Genomic DNA, 21,151 nt, shown 5'->3' on the forward strand with positions numbered 1-21,151 from the left:
GGCGCTTCGGCCCCAGCCCTGTCGGATGATCACCACAACTTGCCCAGCCTCGTCGGGCAAATCAGTGCCACGGGATCCGCCGTGCGGGCTGGGGGCAATCGGCACAGGCGGGCGCGTCGCGCTCGGCTCGATCGGTCTGCGAGGGACGCTTGCCGGGACCGCGTCAGCCGGCGCTGATGCGGACGCCGGCGCGCAGGAATTTCTGCGGGTCGACCGCTTCGCCGTCGATGCGGGTTTCATAATGCAGATGCGGGCCAGTCGAGCGGCCGGTCGAGCCGACGGCGCCGATCACCTGGCCGATCTTGACGACCTCGCCGACGCGGACGCCGATCTCGGAGAGATGGCCGTAGCGGGTCGAGAGCCCGTTGCCGTGGTCGACCTCGACCATGCGGCCGTAGCCGCCGGCCCAACCCGCCGACACCACCTTGCCATTGGCGGTGACGCGCACGGGGTCGCCGCTGGCGGCACGGAAGTCGAGGCCGGTGTGCATGGCGGGGCGCCCGAGGAACGGATCGCTGCGCACGCCGAAGCCCGACGTGAACTCGACCTCGCCGACGACAGGTTTGCGATAGGGCACCAGCGCCAGCGTCTGGTTCAGCCGCAGCATCTGCGTGCGGTTGACGTTGATGCGATAGAGCTGACGCTCGAACGGGCCTGAATCTGCCGTCAGCTTGAGGGGGACGAACGGGCCGCCAACGCCGGAGCGCGGGGTGGCCGCTTCGAGCTGCGCCATGTCGAGGCCGAGATCGTTGATCACGCCGCGCATCCGGCGGACGCGCGATTCGATGCCGTCCTCGACCGAGGACAGTGCCGCCATCTGGCGCCGCTCGACCTGGTCGAGCGAGGTCTGCAGACGGACGAGGACGTTGTCGACGCCCTGGATCTTGGCGAACTGGTTCGGCTGCGCCTTGATCGCCAGCGGCGCGCGCGACTCGAGCCGAGCCTCTCGGTCCGGCGGCGCGACGAAGATCACGGTGTCGCTGATCGGCGAGGGTTTGGGCGTGCCGGAGGAGGGCGCCTCGTTGCGGCCTTGCGGCTTGATCGATCCGGTGACCGAGGCATCGGGGATCGCGCCGAGCGCGGTGGCGCGGGATTCCAGCGTGGTTTGGCGCCGCATGATCTGGTCGAGCTTCTGGTCGAACTGCTCTTGGTCGAGGAGCTGGCGGCTGGTGGTGCGATCGACCTTGGCACGGAGTTCCGCGATGCGGTCCTCATAGGCGTATTGCATTTCGGCCTGGCGGGCGATCAGGCGGGTCAGGACGTCGTCGCGGAAGGCGAAATAGGTGGCGGTGGCCGCCGACCACATGCCGAGCAGCACGACCGTACCGACCGCGATCCAGAACACCACAGGCCCGAAGCGGACCTGCTTGCCGGCATGGAGGATGGTGTAGCCTTCACCCGAGGGCGAGTCGGCAGCCGCCGCCGGAGCAGCCTGGACCGCCGGGCGACGCGGGGGTGTTCGCCCATGATCCTGCGGATGGCGGTGTCTCTGGTATTCTACGTGATGACCGGAACGGCTCGACATCGGCACTCCCGCGGCCGGTCGGACCAAATTCCGTACGGCTAATCTGCGGGGCCGATTTGACCCTCTCATGGTTAATTTTCAGGAAACGGAACCCGTCCAATCAGAGCGACCGGGCGGCCTCGAGGACCGCATCGGCGTGGCCGTCGACCTTCACATGGCGCCAGATTTTGGCGACCTTGCCGCCCGCATCGACCAGAACCGTTGTGCGAATAATTCCGAGGAAGGTCCTGCCATACAAGGATTTTTCGCCCCAGGCACCATAGGCTTCGAGCATCTCGTGTTGCTCGTCCGAGATGAGCGGCACCGTGAGCGCGTGTTTGTTTCGAAATGACTCCTGCGCCTTAACCGTGTCGGCGGAAATGCCGAGCACCTCGGTGTCTACAGTGGCAAAGGCGCCCTTCAGCCGGGTGAAATCGATGGCCTCCCTGGTGCAGCCGGGGGTGTTGGCGCGGGGGTAGAAAAACAGGACGAGCTTCTTGCCGGCGAAATCGGACAGCGAGACGCTGCCGCCGCCATCGCGGGGCAAGGTGAAGGCGGGGGCCTTGGCGCCCTCCGACAGGCCGTTGCCGGCGGATTTCGTGGCCGCAGCCGCCGGCTTCGACTTTAACGATTTCGATGGTGCCTTGTGCGAGGCTTTGGCCGGGACGGTTTTGGCGGTGTTGCCTGAACTCCTTGCAACCGCCGAGCGGGTTTTGCCTGCGGATTTCCCCGTGCTTGTGCCTGCGCCGCGCGCAGCCTTCGCCGCGGCCCGCTTTACGGTTGTGTTGGAGGATTTCTTGCGCGTTTTCTTGGACATACGCCTTCCTTTCGTCGCTTTCCGCAGTTCAACCATTGGGGTATTGCGGCTCTCATTCGCAGCAGGCGGATTCGCGTCCGTTGCTGGGCAAGTTTGATGGCCTCGGAGTATGGTTACAAGGAATTCGACGCATCACCCGTTCGCGCGCTGATCAGGCCTTTGATTGGTTGGTTTCGGCCATTCTTGGGTCGGTCAGCGAGTAACAGTATCAATCGAGGATTGGCTGCCATGCCGGCACAGGAGCGCTCGAAGCGATTCGACGGGCGCCCCGATGGCGGCGAACAACTTCACCGCCAGCACCGAGAGGCAATGGCAAGGAATACGCCGCCGCAGGGGTCACATCCGCGCGCCGAAGCTCAATTCTCGCAATGGGAAGACGAGGTCGCGTGGGACGAGCAGGACGAAGCGGCGGGCCATCGCGCGCGGCGCTTGCTGGCGCGTTCCAACACCAGCTTGCATCGCGTCAGTGACTTCTGCGCCGGCCTGCAGCGATGGCTGAGCGGCGAGCGCTGGGTGCGGCGCATCGGACTCGTGCTCACCGCGCTCGTGGTGATCTTCGCGACCTGTTTCGGCGCGCTGTGGTGGCGACTCGGCGCCGGTCCGATCAATCTCGATCTGGCGACGCCGTGGCTTGCGGCGGCCATCGAGGAGAACATCGGCCACGGCAACACCGTTGAGGTCGGCGGCACCCAGATCGAACGCGCCGGCCGCGTCAGGATCGCGGTCCGCATCCGTGACATCATCGTCCGCGACCGCGACCACGCGATCGTCGCAAGCGCCCCCAAGGCCGAGGTGCGGCTGTCCGGAACTGCGCTGCTGATGGGGCAGTTGCGGGCGGAAAGCCTCAACCTTGTCGATGCCGAACTGTCGGTGCGCATCACGCCGGACGGCCAGGTGACGGTGTCCGCCGGCGACACCGCAAAGCCGCTGGCGACCGGCGTCGCATCCAAGAAGGAAGCCGGGCTGGCGCCGACGTTCCCGCGCCCGGTGCCCGTGGCGCCACCGCCGGTCGTACCCGGGACCGCGCCGTCGGCTCCCGACACCACGCAGAGCGGGCTGCTCGCCGGTCTCGACTGGCTCGACAGCCTCAGCATGACCGGCCTCGACGGTCAGAACCTCAACGAGATCGGCCTGAAGAACGGCAACCTCGTCGTCGACGACCAGCAGCGCGGCAACAAATGGACCTTTGACAATATCAGCCTCAGCCTGCGGCGGCCGAGCGGCGGCGGCGTGGCGCTGAGCCTCGGCGAGGAGGGCGCCAAGCCGTGGTCGCTCCGCGTCCTGGTCGGGCCGCAGAGCAACGGCGTGCGCTCGGTCGACATCAAGGCCGACAAGGTGTCGAGTGCGAACCTGCTGCTCGCGCTCCGGACCAAGGATCTGACCTACAACGCCGACCTGCCGCTCTCGGGCGAGCTGAAGGGCGAGCTCGGTCGCGACGGCTTGCCGACCTATTTCCGCGGTAAGATCACCGCAGGCACCGGCACCGTCATCGACACCGACACGCCCGATTACCCGATGGGGATCGATTCGGCCGAGATGAGCGTCGAATGGGATTCCGGGCGGCGGGTGCTGCTCGCACCGTTCAAGATCATCTCGGGCCCCAACCGGATCACGCTGCTCGGCCATCTCGAGCCGCCGAACGACAACGTCACCGACTGGCAGGCCGGATTCTCCGGCGGCACCATCGTGCTCGGCGGCATCGACAACGAGCCGCCCTTGATCTTCAACCGCATCAATGTCGGTTTCCGCTTCGACACCGACCGCAAGCGCATCACGCTGGCCCAGGCCGATATCTCCAATGGCGAGATCGGCGTCGCCGGGACCGGCAATATCGACTATTCCGGCGAGGCGCGGCTGCAGCTCGGCTTCGCCGGAACGCCGATGTCGGCGTCCGCGCTGAAGCGGATGTGGCCGACCATCATCGTGCCGGAGGTCCGCGAATGGGTGCTCGAGCGGATCGAGAAGGGCACGCTCCAGCGCATCGATGTCGGCGTCAACTCGCCGGTCCGCAATCTCTCGCGCAAGGGGCCGCCGATCCCGGATGACGGCCTTGCCGTCAACATCGTCGCGTCGGGCGTCACCGTGCGCCCGGTCGATGACATGCCCGTCGTCCACGACGCCGATCTGAAGGCGAAGGTGACCGGCCGCACCGCGACCGTGACCATCGGCCAAGGCATCGCCGACACGCCGTCGGGGCGCAAGATCACGTTGTCGGATTTCACCTTCGAGGTGCCTGACATGGCGCCCAAGCCATCGCCGTCCAGGGTCAAGTTCCGGGTCGAATGCGCGGTGCCAGCGGCTGCCGAAATCCTCGCCTCCGATCGGCTGAGCGATCTCTCGGGCCCGCCGATCGATCCCAACGCCAGCAAGGGCAACATCTCGGCCACCATCACCCTCGGCATGCCCGTGAAGGGCGCGCTGACCAAGTCCGACACGACCTATTCCGTCACGGCCGATATCGCCGGCGTCGCGGTCGACAGGCTGGTGATGAACCAGAAGCTCGAGGCCAACACGCTGAAGGTGATCGCCAGCAATGCCGGCTATCAGGTCAAGGGCGACGTCAAGATCAACGGGCAGGCGGCGCAGCTCGACTACCGCAAGCCGGCCGAGGGCGACGCCGACGTCAAGCTGCAAGCAACGCTCGACGATGCGAGCCGCGCGCGACTCGGCCTCGATCTCGGGCCGGCGCTCTCCGGCGCGATCCCGATCAAGCTGACCGGCAAGATCGGATCCGGCGACAACAACACCAAGATGGGTATCGAGGCCGACCTGACCGCGCTGAAGCTCGACAACATCCTGCCCGGCTGGGTCAAGGTGCCGGGCAAGTCCGGCAAGGCTACCTTCAACGTGGTGCCGAAGGGGCAGTCGACGCGGTTTGAGGACATCGTGGTCGATGGCGGCGGCGTCTCGATCAAGGGCTCGCTCGAGGTCGACCAGAACGGCGACCTGATGAATGCGAACTTCCCGACCTACTCGCCGAACGACGGCGACAAGACCTCGCTGAAGGCCGATCGCGGCCCTGACGGTGTGGTGAAGGTGACGATGCGCGGCGACGTCTTCGATGGCCGCGGCTTCCTCAAGTCGGCGATCTCCGGCCGCGAGGCCGATCCCAAGAGCAAGACCAAGAACATCGATTTCGACGTCGACCTGAAGCTCGGCGCGGTGGCCGGCTTCAATGGCGAGGCGTTGCGCAGCGTCGATGCCAAGATGTCGCGCCGCAACGGCATCATCAAGACCTTTACGCTGAGCGGCAAGGTCGGGCGCGACACGCCGGTGACCGCCGATCTGCGTGGCCGCCAGCAGGGGCGCGAGGTGATCTATTTGCAGACCGCTGATGCCGGCGCTTTCTTCCGCTTCACCGACACCTATTCGAAGATGGTTGGCGGCCAGCTCACGCTCGGGATGGAGCCGCCGACCGTCGAGCCGAGCGCCAAGGAAGGGTTGATCAACGTCCGCGACTTCTCGGTCAAAGGCGAGGTCCAGCTCGAGCGCGCCGCCGCCGGTGGTCCGGTCAGCACGCAGAACGGCATCGCATTCACGGCGCTGCGCGCCGAGTTCACGCGGCAAAGCGGCCAGCTCACGATCCGCGACGGTGTCGTCAAGGGCCCGACGATCGGTGCGACCATCGAGGGCAGCATCGACTACATCGGCAACCAGGTGCGGATGAGCGGCACCTTCGTGCCGATGTACGGGCTGAACAACATGTTCGGCCAGGTGCCGGTGCTCGGCCTGTTCCTCGGTGGCGGCAGCAATGAGGGCCTGATCGGCGTCACCTATGAAGTGGTCGGCACGCCGAGCCAGCCGGTCTTGCGCGTCAATCCGATTTCGGCGATGGCGCCCGGCGTGTTCCGCAAGATCTTCGAGTTCAATACCGGAAAGCAGTACAACCCGATGGACCTGGCACCGAACAACTAGAGCCCTTGGCTCCAGACTCTTGTTTTGCTCTAGCGCCGCAGCGCCGGCACGACCAGGAACGGGATCATGCCGAGCACCACGTTGATCAGTGCGAAGGCGATCAGCGGATTGTAGCTGTGGGTCCAGTCGTGGATCAGGCCGCCGCTCCATGAGCCGAGACCCGAGCCGAGGCCGCTGCCGATCGAGATCGTGCCGTAGATCGTGCCGACGCGCTCGCCGCGGAAGATCTTCAGCGCGGTCGCCGTGATCAGCGGGCCGCGCGAGCCGATCATGCTGCCGAAGCAGATCACGAAGCCGGTGAGCAGCCAGTAATTCGGATACGACTGCAACAGCCACAGCAGGATGATGCCGACGATCGAGACGCCGTAGCTGAACAGCACCGACGGTCGCCGGCCGATCAGGCCGTCGAGCGTGGAGACGCCGAGCATGCCGACGAACAGCGCGACGCCGGAAAAACCCCAGGCGGTTGCCGCCTGCAGCGGCGGAAACCCGGCGTCGATCAGATAGGCGACGATCTGCGCCGTGAGCGCGTACATCGCAATCGCGGTGAAGAAGAAGGTGGAGAACAGCGCCCAGAACGCGTGGTGGCGCATCGCGCGGAGCAGGGTCCAGCCTTCATCGGCAAGGCTGGTGTCGGTCTTCTTGACGATGTGGGGCGACCCGCCTGCGAACAGCCGCCACGGCAGCAGCAGCAGCGGCGCCAGCAGGCAGAGTGCGACAATGCCGAACAATTGGTACGCCTCGCGCCAGCCGATCCGGTCGATCAAGACCTGCGAGAGCGGCAGCAGCACCACGAGGCCGGCGCCGGTTGCCGAATAGATCACGGCCATCGCGGTCGGCAGCCGTGGTCCGAACCAGCGGCCGAGCAGGATCGAGTTCGGCACGTTGCCGATCAGCGCAGTGCCGAGACCGACGCAGAGGCCGACGCTGAGCTGGAATTGCCAGAGCGCTTGCGCATGTGCCGCGACGAGGAATGCGCAACCGAGCAGCAGCAGGCCGAGCGAATAGACCACGCGTGGCCCGGAGCGGTCGAACAGGCGGCCGATCAAGGGAGCCGTCAGGCCGGCGGCAAGCCAGGTCAGCGAGTAGACCGACACCACCTGCGCGCGGTCCCAGCCGAAGCTTTCGGAGATCGGTTTGAGAAAAACGGTGAAGCTGTCGCTGAGCCCGCGGCCGAGCACCGAGAGCACGAAGCAGAGCGCGAGCACGTTCAAGGCAACGCGCGCCGACTTCAGCGGCTTGGCGAGCGTGTCGTCCCGAGGCGTGTTCTGATCCATTGGATGCAGGGAGCGCGCTTTCGGCGCTCTCCACAACCGACAAAAGCGAATGAGCCTATGCAGGCCTGATGAGGATGTGGCGCTTCTTGCCGAGCGACAGCTTCACGACGCCTTCCGGCGTGAGATTGGCTGACGTGAGCAGCATCTTCTCGTCGGTGACGGCGACGTCGTTGACGCGCAGTCCGCCGCCCTTGATCTGCCGCCGCGCCTCGCCGTTCGAGGCGACGAGCTCGGCCTTGACGAAGGCCGCCAGCACGCCGACGCCGCCGTCAAATTCGTCGCGCGGAATTTCCACCGTCGGCAGCGATTCGGCCAGCGCGCCTTCCTCGAAGGTACGACGCGCCGTCTCGGCCGCTTCGTTCGCGGCATCGCGGCCGTGGAGCAGGGCGGTCGCCTCGGTCGCGAGCACCTTCTTGGCTTCGTTGATTTCACCGCCCTGCAACGCAGCCAGCTTGTTGATCTCGCTGATCGGAAGGATGGTGAACAGCTTGAGGAACTTGACGACGTCGGCGTCCTCGACATTGCGCCAGTACTGCCAGAAATCGTACGGCGAGAACTGGTCGGCATTGAGCCAGACCGCGCCCTTCGCGGTCTTGCCCATCTTGTCGCCGGAGGCGGTGGTGAGCAGCGGCGTGGTCAGCGCGAACAGTTGCGGCGTGCCCATGCGGCGGCCGAGATCGACGCCGTTGACGATGTTGCCCCACTGATCGGAGCCGCCCATCTGCAGCCGGCAGCCCGTGCGGCGCGACAGCTCGACGAAGTCGTAGGCCTGGCAGACCATGTAGTTGAACTCGATGAAGCTCATCTCCTGCTCGCGCTCGAGGCGGAGACGCACGGAGTCCATCGTCAGCATGCGGTTGACCGAGAAGTGCCGGCCGATGTCGCGCAGCATCTCGATCCAGTTCAGCTTGGTCAGCCATTCGGCGTTGTCGAGCATGATCGCGTCCGAATGCCCGTCGCCGTAACGCAGCACCTTGGCGAACACGCCACGGATGCTCGCCTTGTTGGATTCAATCTCGGCGACGGTGCGCATCGCGCGCGTCTCGTCCTTGCCGGAGGGATCGCCGACCATGGTGGTGCCGCCGCCCATCAGGGTGATCGGCTTGTTGCCGCTCTGCTGCAGCCAGTACAGCATCATCATGGTGAGGAAGTTGCCGATGTGCAGCGACGGCGCGGTGCAGTCGTAGCCGACATAGGCGGTCGCCTGGCCCTTCGCGGCCAGCGCGTCGAGGCCCTCGAAATCGGAGCATTGGTGGACGAAGCCGCGTTCCTGCAAAGTGTTCAGGAAATCCGATTTAAATGCAGTCATTTCTCTGCGACTCAGATCATTCTTGTTTTACGGTTTTTGCATCTATTTGCGGAACCCTGACGCAAAGGCTGCCACAGGCGGACGCGCTGTGGCATTATAGGATGTACTTGTTTGATACAAGCCGGGGTTCCCGGCTGGGGCGCTACCAAGATGATGCTAACGGCACTCGGTCTCATGAGCGGTACCTCGCTCGACGGGGTCGACGTGGCACTGATCGAGACCGACGGCCGCCAGGTCAAGGCCTTCGGACCGTCCGGTTACCGGCCCTACAGCGAGGGCGAACGCAGTGTGCTGCGCCAGGCCCTGACCGAGGCCGTCCATTTGCCGCAACGCGATGCCCGGCCCGGAATCCTCCGGCAGGCCGAGCACGTGGTCACCATCGCCCATGCCGAGGCGGTGGCGGCGTTCTCGGCACAACACCGGATCTCCTGCCAGGACATCGACATCGTCGGGTTCCATGGCCAGACCGTGCTGCACCGCCCGGAGCGCAAGCTGACGGTGCAGATCGGCGACGGTCCGGCGCTCGCCAAGGCGATCCACATCCCTGTCATGCACGACTTCCGCGCCGCCGACGTCGAGGCCGGCGGCCAGGGCGCGCCGTTCGTGCCGGTCTATCATCGCGCGCTGACGCAATCGCTCGGCCGCCAGGGGCCGATCGTCGTGGTCAATATCGGCGGCGTGTCCAACATCACCTATATCGACGGGTCAGACACGCTGATCGCCTGCGATACCGGTCCCGGCAACGCGCTGCTCGACGACTTCATGTTCCGCGAGATGCACCGGCCGTTCGACACCGAGGGCCGGTTCGCCGCGATGGGCAAGCCGAACACTGCATGGATCGCGGAGGCCTTGAGGCTGCCGTTCTTTTCACTGCCGCCGCCGAAATCGCTCGACCGCAACGATTTCGCCAGCCTCAGGCTGCCGGCCATGGCGCCCGCCGACGGCGCGGCGACGCTGACCGCCTTCACCGCGGCCGCGATCGCCGGCATCGTCCCACTGCTGCCGAAGCGGCCGCGGAGCTGGATCGTCGCCGGCGGCGGCGCCTCCAATTTCACCATGCTGCGGATGCTGCGCGAGCGGCTGGCGCCGGCGACCGTCGAGGCCGCCGAAACGCTGGGCTGGGCTTCCGATGCGATCGAGGCGCAGGCCTTCGGATTCCTGGCCGCGCGCGGCCTCAAGGGTCTGCCGCTCAGTTATCCCGCCACGACCGGGGTCCCGATCCCGATGACCGGAGGCATCATCGCGCGGCCGTGATCAGGATGCAGGTGCATCGATCTTGACGTTTTAATGCAGGTGCATGTAATTAGATGCATCTGCATTAAACGCGAGGTTGGTCATGGCCGCCCTGAAGCTCATCAGCCACAAGCTCTGCCCCTATGTGCAGCGCGCGGTGATCGCGCTCGCCGAGAAGGGCGTGCCGTTCGAGCGGATCGACATCGATCTCGCCAACAAGCCCGATTGGTTCCTCAAGATCTCGCCGCTCGGCAAGGTGCCGGTGTTGGTCGTGACCCGGGACGACGGCCGAGAGGTCGCGCTGTTCGAAAGCAACGTGATCTGCGAGTACATCGAGGAGACGCAAGGCGGCCGCAAGCTGCATCCGCAGGATCCGCTCGCGCGCGCCGAACATCGCGCCTGGATGGAGTTCGGCTCGGCGATCCTCGGCGATCTGTGGGGGCTCGAGACCACCACCGATCCCGCGTTGTTCGAGAGCAAGCGCGAGGCGATCGCCGCGAAGTTCGTGCGCGTGGAAAAGGCACTGGGCGCCGGCCCGTTCTTTGCCGGCGAGCATTTCAGCCTGGTGGATGCGGTGTTCGCGCCGATCTTCCGCTATTTCGACGTGTTCGACGAGCTCGCCGATCTTGCGGTGTTTGCCCAGACCCCGAAGGTGCGTGCATGGCGTGCCGCGCTAGGAGAGCGGGCAAGCGTGCGCGGCGCGGTGTCGCCGGACTATCCCAAGTTGTTGCGTGCGTTCCTCGTGCGCTACGACGCGCATCTGTTGAAGCTCGCCGCCTAGCGAACCGCCGGTAGCCTGGATGGAGCGAAGCGCAATCCGGGATTGTCGCCATGCGGATGGTCTGTCCCGGATTTCGCTGCGCTCCATCCGGGCTACAGAATTGCAGCGTCAGCGGACGTTGGCGAGGCGCATGTCCAGATAGCCGGTCACCGTCTCCATCAGCGGCTCGAGCTTGCCGTCGAAGAAGTGGTTGGCGCCGGGGATGATCTGCTGATCGATCACGATGCCCTTCTGCGTCTTCAGCTTCTCGACCAGCGTGTTGACGTCCTTGGCCGGCACCACGGCATCCTTGTCGCCATGCACGATCAGGCCCGAGGAGGGGCAGGGCGCGAGGAACGAGAAGTCGTAGAGATTCGCGGGCGGCGCGATCGAGATGAAGCCCTCGACCTCGGGGCGGCGCATCAGAAGCTGCATGCCGATCCAGGCGCCGAACGAGAAGCCCGCGACCCAGCAGGCGCGCGCTTCGGGATTGATCGCCTGCGCCCAGTCGAGCGCGCTTGCGGCGTCAGACAACTCGCCGGTGCCGTGATCGAACGAGCCCTGGCTGCGGCCGACGCCGCGGAAGTTGAAGCGCAGCACCGAGAAGCCGCGATGCGCGAAGGCGTAGTAGCACTGGTAGACGATCTGGTGATTCATCGTGCCGTGGAACTGCGGATGCGGATGCAGGATCATCGCAATCGGCGCGTTCTTCTGCTTGGCCGGGTGATAGCGGCCTTCGAGGCGGCCAGCGGGGCCGGTGAAAATGACTTCAGGCATCGTGATCTCTTGATTGATCCCTCGATTGATCCTTAAGGCTCAATCGGCTTGTGGGCTGACTTCATCGGCTCCCGGCAGACAGAGCGGCTCATCGAAAGGGTGATCGGCAGCGCTCTGCGGCGCGCGCGAACGGCACTCGGTTCACATTTGAGGCCCGCTTCTAGCATGAGGCGAGGGGCAAAAAGCAAGGATTTTGTGCGCCCCATCAGGCGCAAGCTGAAATCCGATTGCGGTCCTAAAGCGCTGGCGGGCCTTGGAGATTCGAACCCTGGCCGGTGCCATATCAGCTTGACGCCGTGCCGCGCTCGAGCGAGGCGACGGCACTCCGGTAGCGACGGCTGCCCTGGATGGTTTGCACGGTATCGAAGGTCAACTGGGAATCCCCGGACGGCCTCATTTCGACGCCGGTGACTCGGTTGAGATTCGCTAGCCGCGTCCGGTGCACCCGCGCGACGTTGAAGCGCGCCAACTCGGCCTCGGCGGCTGCCAGCGTGCCCCGGATCAGGTGGTTCTTGCCGTCGGCGAGGCTGTATTCGACATAGTTGCCGGCCGAGCTGATCGAGATGATGTCGCGCGGTTCGAGGCGGATGCGGGTCGAACCGTCGCGCAACCAGACCATGCGCGGCACGGATGGCATCGTGTCAGCGGCCGCGGTGGCCGGTTGCGCCTGCTTCTCGCGCCGGCTTTCGATCAGCCACAGTCCGCCGCCGATCAGGAGGCAGGTCACCACGTCCTTGCGGAGCTCATAGAGGACCGTGGTCAGCGAGACGTGGAAATCGTACACCCCGCCCAGCATCCACATCACCGCCTTGCGCAGTATGACCATGCCGACGATGTGCAGGATGGCGAAGGCCCCGATGCCGGCAACGGCGAACAGCACCTGCGTTGACCGGGCAGGAATCGCCTGGAGCCTCCGCACACCGGCCAGGATCGCCGGTGCCAGCGCGATGATCACGGCGATGCTCGTGGTCTCCCAGAGCAGGGGCGTGCCGAGATCGTAAGGCTTGCCGCGCCACGCCGCGTCCTGGGCGGCGGTCAAGGCGTTCACGAGTCCATTCACCACGGCAAGCCCGGCGACCAGCGCAAGGGTCAGCCGGTCACGACCGCTTGTCCCCGCAGCCAATCCGCTCGTCCCAGGCGCTTCCGGGTTGTCATCGATGGTCCGGCTCTGATCCCAAACCCGGTCGACGCCGCGGCTTTCAGGCGCATTTTGGATGTCATTCATCGAATTTCGCACATCCAAGGGATCGAACCATGTCGGAACGGGACATCATACCACGTCAAGCGAATCCGACATCGGATCGCCGCATCGACCTCGACTGGGTTCGGATCGGCGCCTTCGGCATGCTCATCCTCTACCATGTCGGGATGCTCTATGTGCCCTGGAGCTTCCACATCAAAAGTGTGCACCGTGTCCCGGCGCTGGAGCCTCTGATGCTGGTGCTCAACCCGTGGCGGCTGTCGCTCCTGTTCCTGGTCTCGGGCGTGGCGACGCGATTCATGCTGCGCAAATCCGCGGTCGGAGCGCTGCTGCGTGCGCGGACAACGCGGCTGCTGGTCCCTCTGGTCTTCGGCATGCTCGTGATCGTGCCACCGCAGTCCTATGACCAGGTGGTGGAGGCGATCGGCTATTCCGGCAGCTTCCTCGACTTCTACATCAACGACTATTTCGCTTTCGGCGCGAAATTCTGCCCAGGACCCTGCATCCTGCTGCCGACGTGGAACCACGTTTGGTTCGTCGCCTATCTCTGGATCTACACGATGGCGCTCGGGGTCGAGCTGCTGGCGCTGCCACCGGTGACGGACTGGATCGGGCAACGACTTGCTCCGGTGTTGTCCGGCCCGCTCCTACTGGTCGTACCATCCCTCGTCTTTGCCGGCTTCCGTTTCTGGCTGTTTCCGGTTTTCCCACCGACGCATGCGCTGTTCGGCGACTGGTATGACCACGCGCTGTTCGCCAGCATGTTCCTGATCGGCTTCGTGCTTGCAGATGCCGGCGCGTTCTGGGACGCGATTGAACGCCAGCGCTGGATCGCAGTGGGGCTCGCGGCGCTGTTCTTCGTGTCCTTTCTCGCCCTGCGTTCCGTCAGGGACGGCGGGCTGCCGCTCAGGCTCTACGGCAGTCTGGCTTACGGCTCCTATCAATGGATGTGCACGGTCGTCGTCCTCGGCTTCGCGCGACGCTGCCTGAACCAGGACCCCGGCCTGCGGCGCTACCTCACGGACGCGATCTTTCCCTATTACATCGTGCACCAGACCGCGATCATCATGATTGCCCATGCGTTGCAGGGGAGCGATCTGCCGGCCTGGGAAGAGGCGGGCATCGTGATTTCAGGCACGGCTCTGGCCTGTGGGCTCACCTACGAGATCGTACGGCGTGTCAGCTTCCTGCGGCCGTTGTTCGGATTGCGTTCGTCGGAGCCCGGGTCTGTCGCACGCGGTGTACCGTTGAGCCGTGGACACGCTATATGACGGGTCATGACCCCGCGCGTCTATCTCGACTGGAATGCCACCACGCCACTTCGCCCCGAAGCGAAGGCGGCGATGGAAGCGGCGTGGGACCTGAGCGGCAACCCGTCCTCGGTTCACAGCGAGGGGCGGAAGGCGCGCCGCCTCGTCGAGGACGCCCGCGATGCGGTGGCGAAGGCGGTCGGTGGGCGGCCGCAGGACGTCGTGTTTTCGTCGTGCGGAACGGAAGCCAATGCGCTGGCGCTGATGCCGGGGCTTCGCCGTGGCGCGGGCGCGCCGGTCATGCGGCTCCTGGTGTCGGCCGTCGAGCACGCCTCGGTGCTGGCGGGCGGCCGGTTTGGTGCCGATGCGATCGGCACGATCAGGGTCACGGGTTCAGGCGTCGTCGATCTCGACGACCTGCGCGCGCAATTGAATGAAGGCGCACCCGCGCTGGTGTCGGTGATGCTGGCGAACAATGAGACCGGCGCGATCCAGCCGGTCGCCGAGGTCGCCGAGCTCGTCCACGCCGCAGGCGGTGTCCTGCATGTCGATGCGATCCAGGCGTTCGGGAAGATCCCGTTCGACCTCGCCTCGCTGCAGGCCGACCTGCTGTCGCTATCGGCGCACAAGATCGGTGGGCCGAAGGGCGTCGGTGCGCTCGTCCTCGCCGAGGGCGTGCAGGGACTGGAGGCACTGCTGCGCGGCGGCGGACAGGAGCTGGGGCGCCGGGCAGGGACCGAGAACGTCGCTGGGATCGCCGGGTTCGGTGCGGCAACCCGGGCCGCCGTGGCGGCGCTCAAGGCGGATGCCGCGCGGATGCGTGGGCTCCGCGACCGGCTTGAGAACGGGCTCCGGCAAACGCCGGGCCTCCTGATCTTCTCGGATGATGTGAAACGGTTGCCGAATACCGTTTTGTTTGCGGCGCCCGGGATGAAGGCCGAGACCGCCGTGATCGGCTTCGATCTCGGCGGGGTCGCGGTCTCCTCGGGGTCTGCCTGTTCCTCGGGCAAGGTCCAGCCGTCTCACGTGCTGGCGGCAATGGGATACCATTCAGACCTGACCCAGGGAGCGGTGCGGCTTAGTCTGGGCTGGTCTACCACGGAGACAGACGTCGATTTGGCCCTCAAGGCTTGGCGAAAGCTCGCCAATACACTAGTTAAGGGAGAGCGACGAAACACAGCTTGAACGGTTCTAAGCGGTGATTTCGTCCCAAAGCATCGTAATAGACTATCGGAACTGAGATCCACCGCGGTCCTTGAAACCGCGAGCGGAGGATTGAATGCCTGCTGTACAAGAGACGGTCGAGCGCGTCCGGCGCATCGACGTCGACCAGTATCGATATGGGTTTGAGACGCTGATCGAGTCCGAGAAGGCCCCCAAGGGGCTGTCGGAAGACACCGTCCGCTTCATCTCAGCGAAAAAGAACGAACCGGCCTGGATGCTGGAGTGGCGCCTGGAGGCGTTCCGCCGCTGGCTGACCATGACCGAGCCGACCTGGGCGCGCGTCGAGTACCCGAAGATCGACTACCAGGACATCTATTATTACGCGGCGCCGAAGCCGAAGAAGCAGCTGTCGTCGATCGACGAGATCGATCCGGAAATCCTCAAGACCTACGAGAAGCTCGGCATTCCCTTGCGCGAGGTCGCGATCCTGGAGGGCGTCGAGCCGGCTCCCGGAGGCGAACCCTCCGAGAAGCGCAAGATCGCGGTCGATGCCGTGTTCGATTCGGTCTCGGTTGCCACCACCTTCAAGGAAGAGCTGAAGAAGGCCGGCGTGATCTTCATGCCGATCTCGGAGGCGATCCGCGAGCATCCCGAGCTCGTGAAGCAGTATCTCGGCAGCGTGGTGCCGACCTCGGACAATTTCTTCGCGACGCTGAATTCGGCGGTATTCTCCGACGGCTCGTTCGTCTACGTGCCGCCCGGCGTGCGCTGCCCGATGGAGCTGTCGACCTATTTCCGCATCAACGAGCGCAACACCGGCCAGTTCGAGCGCACGCTGATCATCGCCGACAAGGGCTCCTACGTCTCCTACCTCGAGGGCTGCACCGCGCCGCAGCGCGATGAGAATCAGCTGCACGCCGCCGTGGTCGAGCTCGTCGCGCTCGACGACGCCGAGATCAAATATTCGACGGTGCAGAACTGGTACCCCGGCAACTCCGAGGGCAAGGGCGGCATCTACAACTTCGTCACCAAGCGTGGCGACTGCCGCGGCAAGCACTCGAAGATCTCCTGGACCCAGGTCGAGACCGGCTCGGCCATCACCTGGAAATATCCGAGCTGCATCCTGCGCGGCGACAATTCGAGCGGCGAGTTCTACTCGATTGCGATCTCGAACGGTTTCCAGCAGGTCGACAGCGGCACCAAGATGATCCACCTCGGCAAGAACACGTCGAGCCGCATCATCTCCAAGGGCATCGCCGCCGGCAAGTCGCAGAACACCTATCGCGGCCTCGTCAGCGCCCACCGCAAGGCCACCGGCGCGCGCAACTACACCGCCTGCGATTCGCTTCTGATCGGCGACAAATGCGGCGCGCACACCGTGCCCTATGTCGAGGCCAAGAACTCCTCGGCAACGTTCGAGCACGAGGCCACGACCTCGAAGATCTCCGAGGACGTGCTGTTCTACTGCATCCAGCGTGGGCTGTCGCAGGAGGAGGCGGTTGGCCTGGTCGTGAACGGCTTCGTCAAGGACGTGCTGCAGCAACTGCCGATGGAGTTCGCGGTGGAAGCGCAGAAGCTGATCTCGATCAGCCTTGAAGGTTCGGTTGGCTAATTCCGTCCCGTCCAAGGTTGCGGCTGACGCGCCTCGGGACGACGCTCAGGAAAAATGTGATGTCATTGCTTGAAGTGAAAGATCTGAAGGTCCGCGTTGAGGAGCGTGAGATTCTCCACGGGCTGTCGCTCACGGTGAACCCGGGCGAGGTGCATGCGATCATGGGGCCGAACGGCTCCGGCAAGTCGACGCTGTCACACGTGATCGCGGGCAAGCCGGGCTATGAGGTGACCGACGGCCAGATCCTGTTCAGGGGCGAGGACCTCCTTGAGATGGCCCCCGAAGAGCGCGCCGCGAAGGGCGTCTTCCTGGCGTTCCAGTATCCGGTCGAGATCCCCGGCGTCGCCACCATGAATTTCCTGCGCACCGCGCTGAATGCGCAGCGCAAGGCGCGCGGCGAGAGCGAGTATTCGACGCCGGACTTCCTGAAGAAGGTCCGCGAGGTCGCCAAGTCGCTCAATGTCCCGCAGGACATGCTGAAGCGCGGCGTCAATGTCGGGTTTTCCGGCGGCGAGAAGAAGCGCAACGAGATCCTGCAGATGGCGCTGTTCGAGCCGGCCGTCTGCATCCTCGACGAGATGGATTCCGGCCTCGACATCGACGCGCTGCGCATTGCGGCCGACGGCGTCAACGCGCTGCGGACGCCGGAGCGCGGAATGGTGGTGATCACGCACTATCAGCGGCTGCTCAACTATATCGTGCCCGATTTCGTGCACGTGATGTCGAAGGGCCGCGTCGTCAAAAGCGGCGGCAAGGAACTGGCGCTGGAGCTCGAAGAGTCCGGCTACACCCAGTTCGATGACGCCGCCTGACGCGGGACGGATTTAAAATGAACGTTGTTGTGGCAAAGACCGAGACCGGGCGGGCGCTCAGCGATGCGTTCGCCGTCGCGCGCGACCGGCTGCCGGGCAAGGGCAAGATCGCCGATCTGCGGCGCCAGGCGTTCGACACCTACGAGCGCTTAGGCCTGCCGCACCGTCGGATCGAGGACTGGAAATACACCGACCTGCGCGCGCTGATGCGCGAGGTGCTGCCGCTCGCGCCGCAGCCGGATGCCGCCGCGCTGAGCCGTGCTGCGGCCGCCGCGAAGACTCAGACCATCGACGGCGTGCGCCGCTTGGTGCTGGTCGACGGCGTGTTTGCGCCCGCGCTCTCCGATCTGGATAACCTGGACAAGGGGCTCAGCATCCGCAGCCTGCGCGAGGTGCTGGATTCCGGAGATGGCGCGTTGTCGACGGACGCCTTCGCCTCCGACAATTCCAATCCTATGATTGCCCTGAACGGCGCGATGGCGACCGACGGGGTCGTCATCGAAATCGCCAACGGCACTGTGCTGACGCAGCCGTTGCAGATCGTGCACGTCGCCTCGGGCGCGACGCCGGTTTCGATGTTCACACGCTCGCTGCTCCGGCTCGGCCGCGACACCACGGCGACGCTGGTGGAGAGCTATCTCGCCGCCGAAGGCGCCAAGGCCTACCAGACCCACGATGCGCTGATCGTTGCGATCGGCGACAATGCGCGGCTCGACCATGTCCGCCTGGTCGAGGACTCAAGCGACGCCTTCAACATCTCCTCGGCGACCGTGTCGCTTGGCGCGCATACGCATTTCAACACCTTTGGCATGACCACGGGCGCTGGCGTCAGCCGCTATCAGCTCACGATCGCTTGCACCGGCGAAGGCTCGAAGGTCGAGACCAACGGCGTCAACCTGATCAACGGCAAACAGCACGCCGACACCACGCTATTCCTGGATCACGCGGTGCCGCATTGCGACAGCCGTGCGATCTTCCGCGCCGTGGTCGACGATCGCGCCCATTCGGTGTTCCAAGGCCGCATCGTCGTGCGCCCGGACGCGCAGAAAACCGATGCCAAGATGATGACCCGGGCGCTGCTGTTGTCCGATGAGGCCGAGGCCGACAACAAGCCAGAGCTCGAGATCTTTGCCGACGACGTGACCTGTGGTCACGGCGCGACCACCGGCGCGCTCGACGAGAGCCTCTTGTTCTATCTCCGCGCCCGCGGGCTTCCGGAGAAGGACGCGCAGGCGCTTCTGGTCCAGGCGTTCGTCGGCGAGGCGATCGAGCAGATCGCGAGCGATGATTTGCGCGACCTTGCAATCGCAACCGCGCAGCGTTGGCTCGAGGCGAGGGAATGAGCATGCATCCAGCGGTCCTCAATGGCGCCTATGACGTCGCCCGCGTGCGGCAGGATTTCCCGGCGCTGGCCATGCAGGTCTATGGCAAGCCGCTGGTCTATCTCGACAACGCCGCCTCGGCCCAGAAGCCGAATGCCGTGCTCGACCGCATGACGGAGGCGTACAAGAGCGAATACGCTAACGTGCACCGCGGACTGCATTACCTCGCCAATGCCGCAACCGAGGCCTATGAGGGCGCCCGCGCCAAGGTGGCGCAGTTCGTCAACGCCCGGCGCAACGAGGAGATCATCTTCACCCGCAACGTCACCGAGGCGATCAACCTCGTGGCGTCGTCGTTCGGCGAGCCCAACATCAAGGCGGGTGACGAGATCGTCCTCTCGATCATGGAACACCACTCCAACATCGTGCCCTGGCACTTCCTGCGGGAGCGTCATGGTGCGGTGATCAAGTGGGCGCCGGTCGACGACGAGGGCAATTTCCTGATCGAGGAGTTCGAGAAGCTCCTGACGCCGAAGACCAAGATCGTCGCGATCACACAGATGTCGAACGCGCTCGGCACGCTGGTTCCGGTCAAGGAGGTCGTCCGGCTCGCGCGTGCCCGCGGCATCCCGGTGCTGGTCGACGGCGCGCAAGGCGCGGTGCACCTGCCGGTCGACGTGCAGGACCTTGACTGCGATTTCTACGCCTTCACCGGCCACAAGGTGTACGGGCCGACCGGCATCGGTGCGCTCTACGCCAAGCATGAGCATCTGGCGGCGATGCGGCCGTTCAACGGCGGCGGCGAGATGATCCGCGAGGTCGCCAGGGACTGGGTCACCTATGGTGATCCACCGCACAAGTTCGAGGCCGGCACGCCGCCGATCGTCGAGGCGATCGGGCTTGGAGCTGCGATCGACTACGTCAATTCGATCGGCAAGGAGCGCATCGCCGCCCACGAGCACGCGCTGCTCACCTATGCCCAGGACCGCTTGCGTGAGATCAACTCGCTGCGCCTGATCGGCACGGCCCGCAACAAGGGCCCCGTGATCTCCTTCGACATGAAGGGCGCCCATCCGCACGATGTTGCGACCGTGATCGACCGCCAGGGCATCGCGGTGCGCGCCGGCACCCATTGCGTGATGCCGCTTTTAGAGCGGTTCAATGTCACGGCCACCTGCCGCGCGTCGTTCGGGATGTATAATACCAGGGAAGAAGTCGACCATCTGGCGCAAGCGCTGATCAAGGCGCGGGAATTGTTCGCATGACCGACACAGCCGAAGTCAAGACTGCCATCATGGAAACCACCTCCGCGCTGCCGGCGGAGGAGACCGAGCGCATGAGCGGCGAGATCGTCGCCGCGCTGAAGACGGTGTTCGACCCGGAAATCCCGGCCGACATCTATGAGCTCGGCCTGATCTACAAGGTTGACCTCAAGGACGACCGCAGCGTCGATATCGTGATGACGCTGACCACGCCGAACTGTCCGGCCGCCGGCGAGCTGCCGCAGATGGTGGAGAACGCCGTGGCGAGCGTGCCCGGCGTCGGCGTCGTCAACGTCAATCTGGTGTGGGACCCGGCCTGGACGCCGGATCGCATGTCGGACGAGGCGCGACTCGTGCTCAATATGTGGTGATGCGTTAGGGGACCGAGCCTAATCTTGGAACGACCGGCAATTGATTTGCCGCTGGGACTGACCACATGACTGACATGACACAAGCTGCACAGACGCCCGCCAAGCCGAAGCCGCGGCCCCGCCCGCAGGTCATGAAACTGACCGACGCCGCGGCGGCGCGCATCACCGAGCTGACCAAGCGCGCCGATTCGGAGATCGTGGGCCTGCGCGTCGGCATCAAGAACGGCGGCTGCGCCGGACAGTCCTACACCGTCGAATACGCGCACGAGATCCGCCCGACCGACGAAGTGGTCGAGGACAAGGGCGTCAAGATCCTGGTCGATCCCAAGGCCGTGCTGTTCCTGCTCGGCACCGAGATGGACTACAAGGCCGACAAGATGCAGGCCCAGTTCGTGTTCAACAACCCGAACCAGGTCTCCGCCTGCGGCTGCGGCGAGTCGGTGCAGCTCAAGCCGGCGAAGGTTTAGTCGCCGTCGTCCCGGCCGAGTGCGCAATTGCGCACGGGGGCCGGGACCCATATGTGGACGGCCCCCGTGGCACAAGAGCTTTCTGGAATTGGTCGGAT

At 65.1% G+C, this 21,151-nt stretch carries 17 protein-coding genes; 11 read left to right on the forward strand and 6 right to left on the reverse strand.

The features are described from left to right. Window positions 1-163: 163 nt before the first annotated feature. Window positions 164-1,525 (reverse strand): M23 family metallopeptidase, encoded by a 1,362-nt coding sequence (locus tag ACFFWD_RS20810; RefSeq protein ID WP_376968362.1) that lies wholly within the window; start codon window positions 1,523-1,525, stop codon window positions 164-166. A 100-nt stretch (window positions 1,526-1,625) separates the two neighbouring features. Beyond that, window positions 1,626-2,321, reverse strand: coding sequence for a peroxiredoxin (locus tag ACFFWD_RS20815; protein ID WP_376968363.1), 696 nt, complete (start codon window positions 2,319-2,321; stop codon window positions 1,626-1,628). 228 nt (window positions 2,322-2,549) lie between these two features. Here ACFFWD_RS20815 and ACFFWD_RS20820 point away from each other — a divergent pair, with 228 nt between their 5' ends. Beyond that, the gene (locus tag ACFFWD_RS20820) at window positions 2,550-6,236 is read left to right on the forward strand and encodes a YhdP family protein (RefSeq protein WP_376968364.1); all 3,687 of its coding nucleotides are present in this window, start codon (window positions 2,550-2,552) and stop codon (window positions 6,234-6,236) included. A gap of 29 nt (window positions 6,237-6,265) precedes the next feature. Here the strand turns inward: ACFFWD_RS20820 and ACFFWD_RS20825 are convergent, their stop codons facing one another. Continuing rightward, the gene (locus ACFFWD_RS20825; RefSeq protein WP_376968365.1) at window positions 6,266-7,513 is read right to left on the reverse strand and encodes an MFS transporter; all 1,248 of its coding nucleotides are present in this window, start codon (window positions 7,511-7,513) and stop codon (window positions 6,266-6,268) included. Window positions 7,514-7,568: 55 nt separating this feature from the next. Then, window positions 7,569-8,822, reverse strand: a complete 1,254-nt coding sequence (gene tyrS, locus ACFFWD_RS20830; RefSeq protein WP_376968366.1) for a tyrosine--tRNA ligase — start codon at window positions 8,820-8,822, stop codon at window positions 7,569-7,571. Window positions 8,823-8,972: 150 nt separating this feature from the next. Here tyrS and ACFFWD_RS20835 point away from each other — a divergent pair, with 150 nt between their 5' ends. Then, a complete protein-coding gene (locus ACFFWD_RS20835; protein ID WP_376968377.1) occupies window positions 8,973-10,076 on the forward strand; it encodes an anhydro-N-acetylmuramic acid kinase in 1,104 nt (367 codons plus the stop codon). Window positions 10,077-10,158: 82 nt separating this feature from the next. Further along, complete coding sequence (locus ACFFWD_RS20840; protein WP_376968367.1) at window positions 10,159-10,836, forward strand: glutathione S-transferase family protein; 678 nt, start codon at window positions 10,159-10,161, stop codon at window positions 10,834-10,836. A 108-nt stretch (window positions 10,837-10,944) separates the two neighbouring features. Here the strand turns inward: ACFFWD_RS20840 and ACFFWD_RS20845 are convergent, their stop codons facing one another. Continuing rightward, window positions 10,945-11,592, reverse strand: coding sequence for an alpha/beta hydrolase (locus tag ACFFWD_RS20845; RefSeq protein WP_280971788.1), 648 nt, complete (start codon window positions 11,590-11,592; stop codon window positions 10,945-10,947). A gap of 283 nt (window positions 11,593-11,875) precedes the next feature. Next, window positions 11,876-12,817 carry a LytTR family DNA-binding domain-containing protein gene (locus ACFFWD_RS20850; RefSeq protein ID WP_376968368.1) on the reverse strand — a complete coding sequence of 314 codons (942 nt, stop codon included), beginning with the start codon at window positions 12,815-12,817 and terminating at the stop codon, window positions 11,876-11,878. 29 nt (window positions 12,818-12,846) lie between these two features. On the opposite strand from ACFFWD_RS20850, the gene ACFFWD_RS20855 reads away from it, so the two are divergent. From ACFFWD_RS20855 to ACFFWD_RS20890, 8 genes are all read left to right on the forward strand, one after another. Further along, on the forward strand, window positions 12,847-14,064 hold the full coding sequence (locus ACFFWD_RS20855; protein ID WP_376968369.1) for an acyltransferase family protein: 1,218 nt from the start codon (window positions 12,847-12,849) through the stop codon (window positions 14,062-14,064). Between the two features lie 6 nt (window positions 14,065-14,070). Beyond that, window positions 14,071-15,228 (forward strand): cysteine desulfurase family protein, encoded by a 1,158-nt coding sequence (locus ACFFWD_RS20860; RefSeq protein WP_376968370.1) that lies wholly within the window; start codon window positions 14,071-14,073, stop codon window positions 15,226-15,228. Window positions 15,229-15,322: 94 nt separating this feature from the next. Next, window positions 15,323-16,819 carry a Fe-S cluster assembly protein SufB gene (gene sufB / locus ACFFWD_RS20865; RefSeq protein WP_376968371.1) on the forward strand — a complete coding sequence of 499 codons (1,497 nt, stop codon included), beginning with the start codon at window positions 15,323-15,325 and terminating at the stop codon, window positions 16,817-16,819. Window positions 16,820-16,878: 59 nt separating this feature from the next. Then, on the forward strand, window positions 16,879-17,631 hold the full coding sequence (sufC, locus tag ACFFWD_RS20870) for a Fe-S cluster assembly ATPase SufC (RefSeq protein WP_376968372.1): 753 nt from the start codon (window positions 16,879-16,881) through the stop codon (window positions 17,629-17,631). 17 nt (window positions 17,632-17,648) lie between these two features. After that, a complete protein-coding gene (gene sufD / locus ACFFWD_RS20875) occupies window positions 17,649-18,974 on the forward strand; it encodes a Fe-S cluster assembly protein SufD (protein ID WP_376968373.1) in 1,326 nt (441 codons plus the stop codon). Then, window positions 18,971-20,218 carry a cysteine desulfurase gene (locus ACFFWD_RS20880; RefSeq protein WP_376968374.1) on the forward strand — a complete coding sequence of 416 codons (1,248 nt, stop codon included), beginning with the start codon at window positions 18,971-18,973 and terminating at the stop codon, window positions 20,216-20,218. Before sufD ends, ACFFWD_RS20880 begins: the two co-directional genes overlap by 4 nt. Then, on the forward strand, window positions 20,215-20,586 hold the full coding sequence (locus tag ACFFWD_RS20885) for an SUF system Fe-S cluster assembly protein (RefSeq protein WP_376968375.1): 372 nt from the start codon (window positions 20,215-20,217) through the stop codon (window positions 20,584-20,586). Before ACFFWD_RS20880 ends, ACFFWD_RS20885 begins: the two co-directional genes overlap by 4 nt. Before the next feature lie 65 nt (window positions 20,587-20,651). Continuing rightward, window positions 20,652-21,053 carry a HesB/IscA family protein gene (locus tag ACFFWD_RS20890; protein ID WP_376968376.1) on the forward strand — a complete coding sequence of 134 codons (402 nt, stop codon included), beginning with the start codon at window positions 20,652-20,654 and terminating at the stop codon, window positions 21,051-21,053. The last annotated feature ends 98 nt before the right edge of the window (window positions 21,054-21,151 follow it).

This window comes from Bradyrhizobium erythrophlei, assembly GCF_042430365.1.
In the GTDB taxonomy this organism is placed as follows: Bacteria; Pseudomonadota; Alphaproteobacteria; order Rhizobiales; family Xanthobacteraceae; genus Bradyrhizobium; species Bradyrhizobium erythrophlei.

Bases quoted from the DNA above. Each gene is read 5' to 3' on its own strand.
- ACFFWD_RS20890 (WP_376968376.1), top strand. From the start codon at position 20,652: ATGACTGACATGACACAAGCTGCACAGACGCCCGCCAAGCCGAAGCCG.
- ACFFWD_RS20835 (WP_376968377.1), top strand. From the start codon at position 8,973: ATGATGCTAACGGCACTCGGTCTCATGAGCGGTACCTCGCTCGACGGG.
- ACFFWD_RS20815 (WP_376968363.1), bottom strand. From the start codon at position 2,321: ATGTCCAAGAAAACGCGCAAGAAATCCTCCAACACAACCGTAAAGCGG.
- tyrS (WP_376968366.1), bottom strand. From the start codon at position 8,822: ATGACTGCATTTAAATCGGATTTCCTGAACACTTTGCAGGAACGCGGC.
- ACFFWD_RS20860 (WP_376968370.1), top strand. From the start codon at position 14,071: ATGACCCCGCGCGTCTATCTCGACTGGAATGCCACCACGCCACTTCGC.
- ACFFWD_RS20850 (WP_376968368.1), bottom strand. From the start codon at position 12,817: ATGAATGACATCCAAAATGCGCCTGAAAGCCGCGGCGTCGACCGGGTT.
- ACFFWD_RS20825 (WP_376968365.1), bottom strand. From the start codon at position 7,513: ATGGATCAGAACACGCCTCGGGACGACACGCTCGCCAAGCCGCTGAAG.
- ACFFWD_RS20885 (WP_376968375.1), top strand. From the start codon at position 20,215: ATGACCGACACAGCCGAAGTCAAGACTGCCATCATGGAAACCACCTCC.
- ACFFWD_RS20820 (WP_376968364.1), top strand. From the start codon at position 2,550: ATGCCGGCACAGGAGCGCTCGAAGCGATTCGACGGGCGCCCCGATGGC.
- sufD (WP_376968373.1), top strand. From the start codon at position 17,649: ATGAACGTTGTTGTGGCAAAGACCGAGACCGGGCGGGCGCTCAGCGAT.
- ACFFWD_RS20840 (WP_376968367.1), top strand. From the start codon at position 10,159: ATGGCCGCCCTGAAGCTCATCAGCCACAAGCTCTGCCCCTATGTGCAG.
- sufC (WP_376968372.1), top strand. From the start codon at position 16,879: ATGTCATTGCTTGAAGTGAAAGATCTGAAGGTCCGCGTTGAGGAGCGT.
- ACFFWD_RS20880 (WP_376968374.1), top strand. From the start codon at position 18,971: ATGAGCATGCATCCAGCGGTCCTCAATGGCGCCTATGACGTCGCCCGC.
- ACFFWD_RS20810 (WP_376968362.1), bottom strand. From the start codon at position 1,525: ATGTCGAGCCGTTCCGGTCATCACGTAGAATACCAGAGACACCGCCAT.
- ACFFWD_RS20845 (WP_280971788.1), bottom strand. From the start codon at position 11,592: ATGCCTGAAGTCATTTTCACCGGCCCCGCTGGCCGCCTCGAAGGCCGC.
- ACFFWD_RS20855 (WP_376968369.1), top strand. From the start codon at position 12,847: ATGTCGGAACGGGACATCATACCACGTCAAGCGAATCCGACATCGGAT.
- sufB (WP_376968371.1), top strand. From the start codon at position 15,323: ATGCCTGCTGTACAAGAGACGGTCGAGCGCGTCCGGCGCATCGACGTC.